The following is a 15,338-nucleotide window of genomic DNA, read 5'->3' as shown; positions in this document are numbered from 1 at the left end:
CCATGAAGACAATCGATTGCATAAAAATAAAATACAGTCGCCTCACAAAAGTACTGCTTACGATTGTTCTGTTGTCAATTGTTTCGGAAAGCAATGCACAAACCACTGCGTCTTTATCCAGAAAACTCACGCGAAAAGATGTATATCAAGCGATGGAAAAGGTAGCCGACTGGCAACTCAAAACCCCGCTTCAACACGAGCTCACCGACTGGACGAATGGTGCTCTCTACAAAGGAATGGTCGAGTGGGCAAAAATTGCCAAATCGCCTGAATACTACAATTGGCTTTACAACATTGGCCAAAAAACCAACTGGCAGCTGGGTAAACGGACCTATCATGCCGACGACCATGTGGTAGGACTTATGTACCTCGAGATGTACCGAAAATACCACGAGAAGAAGATGCTGAAACCAACAAAGAAACGGTTGGACTGGATCATGAAACATCCGTCGGATGCCAGCATAAAGAATTTCTCGTATGAGAAAGGGAATAATTGTACCGACCGCTGGTCGTGGTGCGATGCCTTGTTCATGGGACCAACCGTTTGGGCAACACTGTCCAACGTAACCGAAAAGAAGAAATACCTGAACTTCATGTTCAAAGAATATAAAGCCACCACCGATTATCTCTTCGATACGGATGAAGATCTGTTTTATCGCGATGACCGGTATTTCGATATGCGGGAAGCCAATGGCCAGAAAATATTCTGGGGACGAGGCAACGGATGGGTATTTGCCGGCCTGGCCATCATCATGACGGAGTTACCTGAGAACTATACGGAACGCCCCTATTTCGAAGATATTTTCAAAAAAATGGCCGCTACACTGTCGACACTACAAGACTCTTCAGGGTACTGGCATGCCAGCCTGCTTGACCCAAAATCGTACCCAGCTCCGGAAACCAGTGCTACTGCGTTTTACGTGTATGGCCTGGCCTGGGGAATCGCCAACGGCCTGCTCGATAAAGAAACTTACCTGCCGGTTGTGAAGAAAGGTTGGCAGGCACTAGTCTGCGCCGTTCATCCCGACGGGAAACTGGGCTGGGTGCAACCCATTGGCGCCGATCCCAAACAGGTAACCAGCGACATGACGGAAGTTTATGGAGTTGGCGGATTTCTGCTGGCTGGAAGTGAAATATACCGAATGTTAAAATAAGGATTCATTAAAAATCAAATAGATATGACTACCACATACGAAAAGAGACACAACGTCCATCCGGACGACGCCAAACGCTATGATACCGAGCGTTTACGTAAAGAATTTTTAGCCGATAACCTGATGAATGACGACAAGATTCATTTCATCTACTCGTTCATCGATCGGTACATGGTTGGAGGTGCAATTCCGAAAAGCAAAGCACTCGAACTGGAGAGCATCGAACCATTGAAAGCCGATTATTTCCTCGAAAGAAGAGAAATGGGAATCATCAATGTGGGTGGAAAAGGGAAAATTACTGCCGACGGTGAGACTTATGAGCTCAACTACAAAGAGGCACTTTATATCGGTAGAGGAACGAAAAAAGTAACCTTCGAAAGTGTGGATGCCAGCAAGCCGGCCCACTATTATATCAACTCCGCTCCGGCGCACACCAGCTATCCGAATAAACTGGTCACCATGGCCGATGCCAATGTGCTGGAACTGGGAGCGCTCGAATCATCAAATGCACGAAAAGTCAACCAGCTTATCATTAATGGAATCGTTCAGACTTGTCAATTGCAGATGGGATTGACAGAACTGCAACCCGGAAGCGTTTGGAACACCATGCCTGCACACACCCACGATCGGAGAATGGAAGCGTACTTCTATTTTAATGTACCGGAAGGACAAAGCGTTTGTCACTTCATGGGCGAGCCGAAGGAAACCCGCCACATCTGGATGCACAATGAGCAAGCTGTTTTGTCTCCCTCGTGGTCGATTCACAGTGGCGCCGGCACCTCCAACTACTCCTTCATCTGGGGAATGTCGGGTGAAAACCTCGATTACAGCGATATGGATTTTAGTCAACCTGATGAATTGCGATAAACCATGATGAACTTATTTGACTTACACGGCAAAGTGGCGCTGGTAACCGGTGCCACACACGGTTTGGGGATGGCGATGGCCAAAGCGCTGGCGCAGGCAGGTGCTACATTAGTCATTAACGGCCACACCCCCGATAAGATGGAAAAGGCACTCGCCGCTTACGCTGGAGACGGCATCCAGGTGAAAGGCTATCTCTTCGATGTAACCAAAGAAGACGAAGTCATCAAAAATCTCGATATCATCGAAAAAGAAGTTGGCCCCATTGACATTCTGGTCAACAATGCCGGCATCATCAAGCGTGTTCCAATGACCGAAATGGATGTGGAGGAATTCCGCATGGTTGTAGATATCGATTTGGTGGCTCCGTTTATCATGGGACGCAATGTAGTAAAGCGATTGCTGAAAAGAAATGCAGGCGGTAAAATCATCAACATCTGCTCGATGATGAGTGAGCTGGGCCGCGATACGGTCGGTGCTTACGCAGCAGCCAAAGGCGGACTGAAAATGCTGACCCGGAACATGGCTACTGAATGGGCCAAATACGACATCCAGGTCAACGGGATTGGCCCCGGCTATTTTGCAACCGAGCAGACTGCTCCTATTCGTGTAAACGGACATCCGTTCAACGATTTCATTATCGGTCGTACGCCGGCAGGACGCTGGGGCGAACCGGAAGACCTGGCAGGAACCACCATTTTCCTCGCGTCAAAAGCTTCCGATTTTGTAAACGGGCAAGTGGTTTATGTCGACGGTGGAATACTCGCCACCATTGGCAAGCCCGCGAATGAATAGTTTTCAACTATATCCAAAACAATCGACAGTAAGTTAATAAAGCAGATTATATCATTCATTTCATGAATCCTGGTCAAGGGCGCTTTGCTCTGACCGGGATTTTTTGTTTCCTGAAATCTCCCCACACAAGAGCGATACATCTTGATATTTTTACGATTTGAATGCCCGATTGTACAATATGAAAATTATCAAAGAGGACTTCTATTGTAAATTTATAAAGGTGCTTCACTCTTCTTTCGCGTAGGATATGTCAAACATTCACGTAAATCTCCCTCAAACCCATCGTGTGTAGAAGAAAGGACACCAACCAAAAATCAAATTCATAACCTAAACCTGTTGAAATGTCTTTTCTAACGATGCCCCGAAAACGCCCGGCATACATGAAACGAACCGTTTTATTTCTGTTGCTGGCAACTATCAGTCTACTGACGACTGCTCAAACACTTCCCTTTAGTCTTACCGACTTAAACGAATCAGGAAATCCGGTTTATGCTCCCGAAATGATCGTCTCCGGCGAAACCATTCACACCATCTGGATAACCAGAAACCCGGATAATACCTACACCATGAACTATCGCCGTTCGATTGATAATGGAGTAACGTGGGAACCGGTAAAAGTTCTCTTCACATCAGACCCGGAATCCTGGCAAAGCATGACGACCGACAATAACTTCAAACGGTTAGCGGTTGACGGAGATAAAGTTTTTGTAATGATCCAGGCCGGTAATGTAGATGACAAAGCCGTTCTTTACCTAACCTCATCGACCGACGGAGGCGCCTCATTCAGCACGCCTAAACCGGTATACGAAGGTGATGTTTATTATTCTGTAGACCATTCCTTTGTACAATACTCCAACGGCACACTTTACAATGTGTTTGTAACGCACAACAATAACAATGGCGCTACGCAATTCTATCTTTTAAGTTCGACCAACGACGGGGCCGATGTAACGCTCAATCCGTTTTTAGCACCGGAAAGCTGGGGTATTGATGATTTTCTGGCAGACGGGAATGACCTCTATATACTTTATTCGTACGCTTACTATTACTATGGCTTCAACTATGGGAATGTGAAGATGGCCGTTTCCCACGACGGAGGTGCTACCTTCAGTGAAACAGAACTATCAGTTCCGGCCGAAGGATACACTGATGACCGTCACCGGGCATCCATCTCCACCGACCGAAGAGCTCCTCTGATTGCAAAATCCGGTTCCAATGTATCTGTTATCTGGACCCTCATTGACTCGGATGAAAAGACACACCTGCGCTACGCCCGCTCAACGGATAACGGAGATACTTTCTCCACACCCGTTTCGCTTGCCAGCGACGATGACGTAGCCGGCACCATACGCGGACAACGAATTACCATCGCAACTCTTGACGAAGACATCTACATCATATTCCCCGATTACATAATCAACAAGGCTTCGTCTATGTACCTGATTACTTCGAACGACAACGGTAACAGCTTTTCTTCGGTGAAAACACTCAACACCGATTACAGTTATCCGAAAGGCAATCTTCCTTTGTTATCCCTGTCCCCCAACAGGGTCGCTGCAGCCTGGGGTCCCGGAGCCGTCCGTTATTCAACCGACAAAGGTGAAACATTCGATAGTGGACAGATGCTCTATCCCTACTCAACTTACATGTATGACATGATGTTGCGTGACTTCGTTTCTGACAACAACGGAAACGTGCGTTTTCTGGGAAACGGAAAAATTTCATCCGATAAGGAAAATCAAGTAATCTTTGGTCGGTTGCTTCCGGCAGAAACACCTTCCGAAACCAATAGTGCCTTCACCATCACACGGGGCGCCGACAATCCATCCTACCTCGAGATACCGGAAACGCCTGGAATAGCTATCGACTCAGCAATTACTGTCGAATTTTGGACCCGGATTGACATTACAACAGAAGGAAGCTCAAGTTTTATTCTGTTCGAGAAACTGGACATTCACGCCGGTTCCGGCGACCGTCAGTTCGAAATTGAAGTAATGCGCGATTACAATACAGCAAACAACCCGAAGTTAAGGGGAACCTTGATTACCGATAAGGGAACTTTTGTTATTGAAGCAAAAACGGATTTATACGACAATAAATGGCACCACATAGGTTATAGTTACGATGCGCGGTCGGGTCTGAACAACTACAAACTGTTTGTAGACGGAAAAGAGGTAGCCAGCCAAACCGTTACCGGGAAAATTGAGCCGGATCCGGGAGTCTTCATTTTTGGACCTTATTATCTCAGCAATGCGTTAAACCTCGGTCTGGATGAGATCAGGATTTGGGAGCGGGGTTTCAGCCAGGAAGAAATGGCTGAAAAGGCCACGCATAAAATGACGGGAACCGAAGACAAACTTTTGATTTACATCAATTGCAACGAAAGCCTGAAAGATTTAACCGGCCATGGTGCTGATGGTTTTAACCTGGCAATGGGTGAATTCACAGCCACTCCGCCTCAACCGCCAGTAGTAGACTTTGAAGCATACAAAAATGTTCAGACCGTTAGTTTTAATCAGAAAACCGAAAATGCTGATGGTTACTCCTGGGACTTTGGTGATGGAGAATCTTCTGACCTGGCCAATCCTACTCACGAATATTCTGGACCCGGCGAATACGAGGTGACACTCACTGCTTCGAATAACGGAACATCCTTTTCGGCAACCAAAACCATTACCATCGAAGGCATTGCCAGAATAGAAGATGACGTAGCCGGAAACACCGGTTATGCAACCGTGAAAATCTATGGCGGTGGTTTGACAGAAAATTCTACTTTCAAAATTACCATGGGTGGTGAAGAAGTTGTTGCTGAGGAAATCAGCCTCTTTCAGCCCGGCGTACTTATCGGAGCCCTCGATTTGCACGAAAAAGCGGTTGGAAAATGGGATGTAGTCGTGCAATCTGCTTCCGGAACAGTAACCATTCCTGAAGGTTTCACGGTAGTGGAAGGAGAAGAAGCTTCGCCCTGGGTAGAAGTGCAGGGACGAGGTCGCATTCTTTTCAACATGTGGCAAACGTACACTATCCGTTACGGCAACGACAGTAATGTGGATGCCATGGGTGTACCACTTTTCGTCGTTGTTCCGTGGGACACGGAAGTCGAATTGATTGATTTCACCATCAGTTTCAATGGCTACGCAGAGTCGAATGGCGAGGAAATTCCGGCTGAACTATTGCAACCCTATTATGAAACCGATCAGGTGATGGGCGAGGAATTCCATGCCAAAGTTTACCCGTTTTATGTTCCCATCATTCCTGCGAACTCGAGCAACGAAGTACATATTCGGTTAAAATCACCATCGGATATCCGGGTTCTTGCCTGGGTTTCCGAGCCATTCTTCGGTTCGCCCATGGACGAAGAAATTCAGGATTGCCTGTTGCGCGCACAGGCAGGAGCGGTCGCCAACGGCTTGGTCAATCTGGCTGCCAGTGCACTTCCCGGCGCCGGCTGTGTAAAAGATGTGGTGACCACGTATATCTGGAACCCGTTAGATTTCTCCAAGCCTAAAGCTGATGAAAAACCGACCTGGGGAAGTATGATTTGGAACTACGCTAAAACAGTTGCCAGCTGCGCGGTCGATTTTGTTCCCGCAGCCAAAGCCTATGAACTGGCTATCGGCGTCTTCCAGTTCGGAGCCGATATTTACGATAATTATCAGAAAGATCAGGAATGTCGTAAGTTGGCCAAACAATCGAAAAACGACCGGGGAATAACGGCCGTCTCCTCATTTGACCCGAATGAAATTGTCGGTCCGGATGGTCCGGGAGCTGAGAAATATATCGCCGAAACGCAGCGTTTTCCGTACACCATTTATTTCGAGAACAAATCGTCAGCATCGGCACCGGCGCACATTGTAACGGTTACCGACACACTCGATTTAGTCCGGTTCCGCGCAAGCGATTTCACCTTTGGTTCCTTCGGCTTTGGTGATACAATTATTACACCAGTTGCCCAGGAAACATATAGTTTCTCTACCGACATAACGCTTAGCAGCGACCTTCTTCTCCGGGTAACCGGAAAAGTTGATACCCTGACCGGGGTAATTAGCTGGCAATTTGCCTCGCTCGATCCGTTGACCATGGATATCCACGAAGACCCGCAAGTTGGTTTTCTTCCACCTAATGTTACATCGCCCGAAGGGGAAGGATTTGTCTCCTTCACGGTAGGTGTACACGAGCCCGGAGCAAACGGGACGACTTACGAAAACCAGGCCACCATAGTATTCGATGCCAACGAGCCTATCAAAACCAATGTGTGGCATAACACCGTTGATGTCATCGCTCCGGAAAGCCAGGTGGAACAACTCGATGCGGAAACCGGACCAACCACTTTTATGGTTACGTGGTCGGGCACGGACAATGCTGCCGGGATTGAGTATTACGACATTTATGTGAAGGTGAACGATGAGGACCCGGTTTTATGGCTGGTTCACACGAAAGAGACTTCAGCTGAATTTGTTGGCGAGGTGGGCGATGTCTACAAGTTTTACAGTGTGGCCACCGACAACGTTGGAAATACAGAAGAAGCATCTACTACCTATGATGCTGAAACACTCGTGACGAGTTCGGATGAGCTTATCTCGTTGAACGAATCATGGACACTTTTCCCGAACCCGACCAATGGTGAATTGAATTTGTCGATTAACGACATGGAAGGAGAACTGATTCTGCTGGAGATTTATTCCGCTACCGGGAACAAGGTTTTCGAACGCCAAATCCCAATCCACGGGTGTCAACAAAATGAACAAATTAATTTGAACCGGTACCCGTCGGGTATTTATATCGCCAGGTTGACGGTTGGAAACGAAATAACACAGAAGTCCATTATTTTGAAATAACCAAAACCATACCCCGAAAACCGGCACCCCTTTTGTAGAAGCACCAAAAGCCGGATGCCCCCGTTTTTGCCATCCCGTTCATTCGGGGTGGCATTTTTTCGTACACAAAAAAGGCCGGCAATCAAGCCAGCCCAATATCGTATTGTCAATATTCTTCTATTCTTCCAGCAACCAGATTCCCGATTTAGGATTGGCCTTGGTCAGATTATCCAAAACTGCCAACGCCTCGTCACGATCGTTGTACGATTGAATTGTTACCCGGTAAAATCCGTTATCCAATGTAAAAATCTGGGAATCGTACCCCTGGCGAATCAAATCGTCCTGATATTTCTTTGCGTTTACTTCTTTTTTAAAACTTCCGCCAACCAGGTAAAAACGAGTGGCATCGTCGTCGATTGCGGGCTTTTCTACTTTAATCGCCGGTTCACTCACCGACTGATTGTTTGCCAAAGTTTCATCCACTTTGGGTTTGGCTTTCGATTCTACTGGTACCGACTCCGCCGGAATTTTATCAGCTGCAACAAACGTGTCTGCCGGCGTACTATCCATTACCGATAACACTGAGGATGTAGTAGATGCCTGATCGCCCGACTTATCCCCCTGTTGCATGTGCTTGGAAAGAGGTATCAGGGTAAGTGCCAGCATAAGCGGAACTCCGACAAGCAATTTTTTTGCCGTCCGGGAATTGAAAACGACCCGCACAGCCTCTTTGTCTTCGAAGCGGGCAGTCGTCCGCACCAAGTCGTTGCGTTCGATTTTCGGGAAATGAAAATCGCCCATTCCGTACGAATCAAGCAGCAAATTTTCAACCAGTTCCGGTTCAAAAATGAGCTTCTCATGCCTATCGTAATGCAGCGAGCCGATGTGCTGGAATTCCAGTTTCTCGCCGTTCTCGAGCTTCGACCATGCTTCATCAACAAATTCAGCAATAATCTGACGGGCTTCCAGATACCCTACTCCTTCGCTTTCGGAAATGTGATTCACCAACAAACCATCGTTTCCGGTCAGCTTGCTGTTAAAAACAATCTCTTTGCGCGGAGGGACAAACGTATTTCGGTTGTAATCGACCCCGGCCGGCTGGTAATTCGAGATGAAACCACCCAGTTCAGGAACGATAACACAATCGTGAATTCGAACTAATTCTATAAGATAGATGCTGATATCCATTTTCCCTTTTAGCATTTCTTAGCAATCAAATGTAGCGAAAAATTAGGTGAAGCCAAACCTTACTTTACAATAAAGTTATCAAACAGAATCGCTTGAGAACTGATCCTGCTGAAAGGCAAATTTTTATCCTATAATTCCTATTTTTGGTTTCGATAAAACGAAAGGAACCCTATTCATGAGAAAGCAAATTCTGGTAACCGGAGGAACGGGTTACATTGGCTCCCACACGGTTGTTGAACTTCAGCAGGCTGGTTACGATGTGGTTATTATAGACGATTTGTCGAATTCGACTGCCGATGTAGTAGATAAAATTGAAAAGATAACCGGAATTCGTCCGGCATTTGAGGAATTTAACTTACAGGATTATAACCGGTTGGGAAAATTCTTCCAGACCTATCCCAACATTGAAGCCATTATTCATTTCGCAGCTTTTAAAGCAGTTGGCGAGTCAGTTGCCAAGCCACTGAACTACTATCGGAACAACCTGGTGTCATTAATGAACCTCCTGGAGTTGATGCCCAAACACGACGTTTCCCATCTTGTTTTTTCATCTTCGTGCACGGTTTACGGTCAGCCCGATGTTCTTCCGGTAACAGAAGACACCCCGAGAAAAGAAGCCGAATCACCTTACGGAAATACCAAAGCCGTTTCGGAAGACATTATCCGCGACAGCGTAAAAGCGATGGAAGGCATCAACGCTATTGCCCTTCGCTATTTCAACCCGGTTGGAGCACATCCGTCGTCACTTATTGGAGAGTTGCCCCGTGGTGTTCCTAACAACCTGGTTCCTTTCATCACCCAAACTGCTGCCGGTCTTCGTGAAAAACTGAGCGTATTTGGCGACGATTATAATACCCCGGATGGAACGGCCATCCGCGATTACATTAACGTGGTCGACCTGGCCAAAGCACACGTGCTCGCCATCGGCAGACTCCTAAATGGAAAAAACAAGAACCGTTACGAATTCTTCAACGTAGGAACCGGAAAAGGTTCATCGGTACTGGAGTTGTTGAAAACCTTCATCGAAGTGACCGGAGTTGATCTGAATTACCAGATTGTCGGACGCAGGCCGGGCGATGTGGAAAAAACATACGCTGATACTACGAAAGCCAATACGGAACTCGGATGGAAAGCAGAGAAAACGCTGGGAGAAACTTTGCTTTCGGCCTGGAATTGGGAGAAAAAGGTGCGAAACATTCAGTAAAATGATTTGTTTCCAATAGCGTCCCTTAAAACATATGACTATGCAGAAGACCATATTGATTACCGGAGGAGCCGGATTCATTGGCTCACATGTTGTTCGCCGGCTGGTAAACGGTTACCCGGAATATCAGATCATCAACCTCGATGCGCTGACGTACGCCGGCAATTTGGAGAACCTGAAAGACATCGAAAACAAGCCCAATTACCAGTTCGTAAAGGGCGACATTACCGATAACGATTTTATTCAGAAGCTTTTCAAGGAATATCAATTCGACGGCGTGATGCATTTGGCTGCTGAATCACACGTCGATCGCTCCATCAGCAACCCGATGGAGTTCATCATGACTAACATCGTGGGAACGGTTAATTTGCTGAATGCAGCCCGCGAAATCTGGAAAGATGATTATTCCGGGAAACGGTTTTATCACATTTCAACCGACGAGGTTTACGGCTCACTTGGAGCAACCGGTCTCTTTACCGAAACCACTTCTTACGATCCCAAAAGCCCCTATTCTGCATCCAAAGCCAGCTCCGATCATTTGGTACGGGCCTATCACAATACCTATGGACTTCCGGTAGTCATTTCGAACTGCTCAAATAACTACGGTCCAAATCAATTTCCGGAGAAATTGATTCCGCTGGCCATCAACAACATCAAAAACAACAAGCCGATTCCGATTTACGGAAAAGGAGAAAATATCCGCGACTGGCTGTACGTTGAAGACCATGCCCGGGCCATCGACCTCATTTTCCAGGAAGGAAAAGAAGGAGAAACCTACAACATTGGTGGTAACAACGAATGGACCAATATCGATCTGATTCGCACCCTCTGCAAGGTGATGGACAAAAAATTGGATCGAGAGCCCGGAACATCGGAAAAGCTCATCACTTTCGTAAAAGACCGGGCCGGCCATGATTTACGCTATGCTATCGATTCTTCCAAGTTGATGAAGGAGTTGGGCTGGAAACCGTCACTGCAATTCGAAGAAGGAATCGAAAAAACCGTCGATTGGTACCTGGGAAACCAGGAATGGTTAGAAAATATTGTCAACGGGACATACGAAAACTACTATCGTGAAATGTATGAGAACCGGTAATCATCGATTCTACTGACAAAATAAAAAGCCGGGAGAGCAAAACGTCTTCCGGCTTTTCTATTTCTTCCATTTGCGTTAATCGATTTTAGAAGCTTTCACTTCAACGGGCCCATCGGGACTATTGGCTTCGCCCACTAAACTTCCATCGACCAATTTAAACTTCACGGTCACCAGATTATATTCTATCTCCACTTCCATCACCAGCTCATCATTTTCAAAAGCAACTGACGAGGCGGGTAACCGATTCCCTTCAACTACCAGCTCTCCGGCCAAACCACTTTCCGCTTCTGTCAGCACAATTCGCCCTGACGTATATGGATAAGGCGCAGTGGGTGCTGAATATTCCCAGGTGCCGGCTATTTTATTCTTTTCATCGGTACCGGCTTTCGCTTGAAAAGCAACCATCAATAGCAAAGCAAATGCAGCAATTATTCGACAAGTTTTCATAAGCGCGTTTTTGTAGTTAATGACTTTGATTTCACCTGCATGGTGCTTTCTAAATTTAAGGGCATTTTTTGAACAATAAAAATGAGAAGAGCACAAAAAAACCTGCCTCGGTAGAAGCAGGTTTCTATTCGTTATCAGGTGTTTATTTTATTTCTTCAGTTCCCAGGAAAAGCCATCTTTGGTATCTTTTATTTCAAATCCAAGGGCACTTAATTCATTCCGAATCTTATCTGCGGTTGCCCAGTCTTTGTTCTTCTTGGCCTCTATCCTCAGATTCAACAATAAATCCACAACGTGCGTCATCGTTTCTTCGCCGCCACCGGCAGCCACTTGCTCTTCCGACTGCAAGCCCAGAATATCGAATGCAAATTCGTGGTACAGCTGTTGAAGCGCAGTCAAATCCTCTGCTGAAATCTTTTCTTTCCCGTCATTGATGGAGTTGATCATCTTCACACCATCAAACAAGTGCGCAATCAAAATGGGGCTGTTCAAGTCATCATTCATCGCTTCGTAGCACTTCTCCTTCAAAGCGGCTACATCAACGGTTGATTCAGCGGAAGCTGGCAAGTTTTCCAGTACTTCAATAGCTTTCATCAAACGCTCCATCCCTTTCTCCGCCGCCTGCAGTGCTTCATTCGAGAAATCGAGCGGACTACGATAATGCGCCTGCAAAATGAAGAAACGAATCGTCATTGGGCTGTAGGCTTTCTCCAGCAAATCGTGCTTACCTTCGAACAGCTCGTTGAGCGTAATAAAATTACCCAACGACTTGCCCATCTTCTGACCGTTGATGGTAATCAGGTTGTTGTGCATCCAGTAGTTCACCGATTCATGTCCGGTGCATGCTACGCTTTGTGCTATTTCTGCTTCGTGATGGGGAAACAGCAAATCCATTCCGCCTCCGTGGATGTCAAACCGCTCGCCCAGGTATTTGGTGCTCATAGCCGTACACTCCATGTGCCAGCCGGGATAACCATCGCTCCACGGCGAAGGCCAGCGCATGATATGCTCGGGCGTTGCTTTTTTCCACAGAGCAAAATCCATCGATGATCTCTTCTCCGATTGTCCGTCCAGCTCACGGGTATTGGAATAAAGGTCTTCCACTTTTCTTCCGGAAAGTTTACCGTAATGGTGGTCTTTTGAGAATCTCTCTACATCGAAATAAACCGAGCCGTTGCTTTCATAGCCATATCCAGCTTCCAGAATCTTCTTCACCGCCTCAACCTGCTCGATGATATGACCTGATGCCGTCGGTTCAATACTCGGTGGCAGGTTATTCAGCCGGGCCATATTTCCACGGTAACTGTTGGTGTACATCTGCACAACCTCCATCGGCTCCAGTTGCTCCACTTTCGCTTTCCGTTCAATTTTATCCTCTCCCTCATCCGCATCGTCAACCAGGTGACCTACATCGGTAATGTTCCGCACATAGCGCACTTTATAGCCCTCGTGTTTCAGATATCTGAAAAGCATATCGAACGTGATAGCGGGCCGGGCGTGCCCCAGGTGTGCTTCACCGTAAACTGTAGGTCCACAGACATACATCCCCACCGCTCCGGGATGAATGGGTTTGAACAATTCTTTCTTCCGCGTAAGCGTGTTGTAAATGACGAGCTTGTCCATTCGGGTTAAGAATTAAAAAATTGATGCACAAAGGTAGAAAAATCAGTGCGGATGAAAAAGTGGTATATCGCAGCTTTCGCTGAATACATCCGACTGCTGTTTACCGATCGATAACCACCATTCACCGATTTTTCGTTTCATCTCCGTTCAGGTTATTCGATTTTTGTTTTGTCATTGAAAAAGGGCACTACGCCGAAAATTCAAATTTCAATGATTTCCCGCTTTCGGAAAATGAGACGATCGGGAAAACGCCACAACCTAGATTTGCCAGACCAAACAAAATTTAGGTTTCAGAGACTTTACAGATTTCACCAACCATGAAAAAACGAAGAACAATGGAAAATCATCATTCTGACATACCCCAACGGAAACCTTTCCACGTTGTCTGCTTCCTGTTCGGACACGATTTTGACCCAATAAATGCTTGCTCAAATGAGGACGAACATTGTCAACGTTGCGGAAAGAAATGTGAGGAGCACGACCGCTGGTTTGACTGGAACTGGTACATCCGGTGGCGATTATTACCGGTACGAAGAGTCGTTCAGAAGGTAAAAGGCAAGAAAGACATCTATTCATTCTGAAACTCCTCAATCTTTTACCGAACGCCATTCACCGATACAACGCCGCCGTTTACCGATTCCCTCTTGAAACGCATTTTGTCCCCCTCTATTTTTGCACTAACACATTGTAATTAAAATCGTCATACCTATCTCGTTAGTTACCCCCGAACACGAAGATGTAAGTATGAAAGAATAGATTAACCTGAATAATTAACGATGAGAAAGACACTTTTACTTGCTTCACTCTGCCTGATGTTTGTTTACGGGGCAAAGGCACAGCAACCGGACACATTATATTTCACACTTGACGAAGCGCTTCAGTACGCCATGGAGCACTCGTTCAATTCGAAAAATGCTGACATTGATTTGCAGACGTCTCAGAAAAAAGTGTGGGAAACCATTGCTTCCGGCCTTCCGCAGGTAGATGCCTCGGCCGGATATACGGCCAACCTGAATCTGCCGGTATCGCTTATTCCCGCCGAATTTGTCGGTGGTGAACCCGGAACTTACATTCCGGTGAAATTCGGACAGGACTACAACTCCAATTTCGGCTTTTCGGTCTCCCAGATGATTTTCGACGGCCCGTACCTCATTGGCTTGAAGTCGGCCAAAATATACGTGGATTTGGCCCGTAACGCCAAAGAGAAAACCAATATCGCCGTAAGGGAAGCCGTAACCAGTGCCTATTTCACAACGCTGATTGCTGAAGAAAAAATGGGCATTGTGAAAGAAAATCTGCTGAACAGCGAACAGTTGCTGAAAGAAGCCAAAGCCTATTACGAAAACGGCTTCCGGGAAGAACAGGATGTGGAACAACTGCAGTTGATGAAACAACAGGCCGAAAACGAAGTGATTAAAGCCGAGCGTGAAATCAGGGTATCGAAGATGGTCCTGAAATTTGCCATGGGCATGAATGTGGATTGGGACATTCAGCTGAAAGACAGTCTTTCGCGATTTATTCAGCCCATCCAAACCGGAGCAGCGTTAACCGGGAAGTTCGATTACACACAGCACATCGATTACCGGATGCAGGAAACCCAGGTAGCCGCCAAACAATCGTTACTCAGCCTGGAGAAGGTCAGTTTTCTGCCCAAGCTAAACGCTTTTTACAACTACCAGAAAACGGCTTACAGTAATGAATTTAATGTTACAACAGCCGATTGGTATCCATCCTCGATGGTTGGTTTGCAAATCACGTTGCCCATCACTTATTCCGGTGCGCGTACTTCGCGGATCAATCAGGCAAAACTTGAAGTAGAAAAAGCGGAAAACGAACAGTTGCAAAACATTCAGAACCTTCAGATGCAATATTTGACCGCATTGTCGGACTTGGAAAGTGCCATGGACAAATACAAAAACGATCGGGAAAACAGAGCCATCGCACAAAGAATTTACGACAAAACACAAATAAAATTCAATAACGGGATTGCTTCCAGTACCGAGTTATCGCAAAACGAAACGCAGTACCTGACGGCCTATTCCAATTACCTGATATCCATGCTGCAATTATTGCAGTCGAAAATAAATCTCGACAAAGCAGAAGGAAATTTATAACGAATGCTCAACGGTTTAATTACCAGCAAGAAAAAT

General features: G+C 46.3%; 11 protein-coding genes. 8 read left to right on the top strand and 3 right to left on the bottom strand.

All coding sequences use genetic code 11. The annotated features are described in order from the left end of the window. The first annotated feature begins 2 nt into the window (after nucleotides 1-2). From AC060N_RS00830 to AC060N_RS00815, 4 genes are all read left to right on the top strand, one after another. Nucleotides 3-1,154, top strand: a complete 1,152-nt coding sequence (locus tag AC060N_RS00830) for a glycoside hydrolase family 88/105 protein (RefSeq protein ID WP_479525493.1) — start codon at nucleotides 3-5, stop codon at nucleotides 1,152-1,154. A 24-nt stretch (nucleotides 1,155-1,178) separates the two neighbouring features. Next, on the top strand, nucleotides 1,179-2,021 hold the full coding sequence (gene kduI / locus AC060N_RS00825) for a 5-dehydro-4-deoxy-D-glucuronate isomerase (RefSeq protein WP_479525492.1): 843 nt from the start codon (nucleotides 1,179-1,181) through the stop codon (nucleotides 2,019-2,021). Nucleotides 2,022-2,024: 3 nt separating this feature from the next. Beyond that, nucleotides 2,025-2,813, top strand: coding sequence for a gluconate 5-dehydrogenase (locus AC060N_RS00820; protein ID WP_479525491.1), 789 nt, complete (start codon nucleotides 2,025-2,027; stop codon nucleotides 2,811-2,813). 380 nt (nucleotides 2,814-3,193) lie between these two features. Next, nucleotides 3,194-7,651, top strand: a complete 4,458-nt coding sequence (locus AC060N_RS00815) for a LamG-like jellyroll fold domain-containing protein (protein WP_479525490.1) — start codon at nucleotides 3,194-3,196, stop codon at nucleotides 7,649-7,651. Nucleotides 7,652-7,807: 156 nt separating this feature from the next. On the opposite strand, the gene AC060N_RS00810 is transcribed toward AC060N_RS00815, so the two are convergent. Further along, on the bottom strand, nucleotides 7,808-8,818 hold the full coding sequence (locus AC060N_RS00810) for an HU domain-containing protein (RefSeq protein ID WP_479525489.1): 1,011 nt from the start codon (nucleotides 8,816-8,818) through the stop codon (nucleotides 7,808-7,810). A gap of 175 nt (nucleotides 8,819-8,993) precedes the next feature. Here AC060N_RS00810 and galE point away from each other — a divergent pair, with 175 nt between their 5' ends. Next, nucleotides 8,994-10,022: a UDP-glucose 4-epimerase GalE gene (gene galE / locus AC060N_RS00805; protein ID WP_479525488.1), complete on the top strand. Its 1,029-nt coding sequence runs from the start codon at nucleotides 8,994-8,996 to the stop codon at nucleotides 10,020-10,022. Between the two features lie 40 nt (nucleotides 10,023-10,062). Beyond that, nucleotides 10,063-11,118, top strand: a complete 1,056-nt coding sequence (rfbB, locus tag AC060N_RS00800) for a dTDP-glucose 4,6-dehydratase (RefSeq protein ID WP_479525487.1) — start codon at nucleotides 10,063-10,065, stop codon at nucleotides 11,116-11,118. A 75-nt stretch (nucleotides 11,119-11,193) separates the two neighbouring features. On the opposite strand, the gene AC060N_RS00795 is transcribed toward rfbB, so the two are convergent. Together AC060N_RS00795 and cysS are read right to left on the bottom strand one after the other, a co-directional pair. Beyond that, nucleotides 11,194-11,565: a hypothetical protein gene (locus AC060N_RS00795; RefSeq protein ID WP_479525486.1), complete on the bottom strand. Its 372-nt coding sequence runs from the start codon at nucleotides 11,563-11,565 to the stop codon at nucleotides 11,194-11,196. A 147-nt stretch (nucleotides 11,566-11,712) separates the two neighbouring features. Next, nucleotides 11,713-13,188 carry a cysteine--tRNA ligase gene (gene cysS / locus AC060N_RS00790; RefSeq protein ID WP_479525485.1) on the bottom strand — a complete coding sequence of 492 codons (1,476 nt, stop codon included), beginning with the start codon at nucleotides 13,186-13,188 and terminating at the stop codon, nucleotides 11,713-11,715. A 317-nt stretch (nucleotides 13,189-13,505) separates the two neighbouring features. On the opposite strand from cysS, the gene AC060N_RS00785 reads away from it, so the two are divergent. Together AC060N_RS00785 and AC060N_RS00780 are read left to right on the top strand one after the other, a co-directional pair. Further along, a complete protein-coding gene (locus tag AC060N_RS00785) occupies nucleotides 13,506-13,769 on the top strand; it encodes a hypothetical protein (protein ID WP_479525484.1) in 264 nt (87 codons plus the stop codon). 195 nt (nucleotides 13,770-13,964) lie between these two features. After that, nucleotides 13,965-15,302: a TolC family protein gene (locus tag AC060N_RS00780; RefSeq protein WP_479525483.1), complete on the top strand. Its 1,338-nt coding sequence runs from the start codon at nucleotides 13,965-13,967 to the stop codon at nucleotides 15,300-15,302. The last annotated feature ends 36 nt before the right edge of the window (nucleotides 15,303-15,338 follow it).

This window comes from Prolixibacter sp. DSM 2831, assembly GCF_056493735.1.
This window is presented reverse-complemented; position numbering and strand designations above follow the sequence as displayed.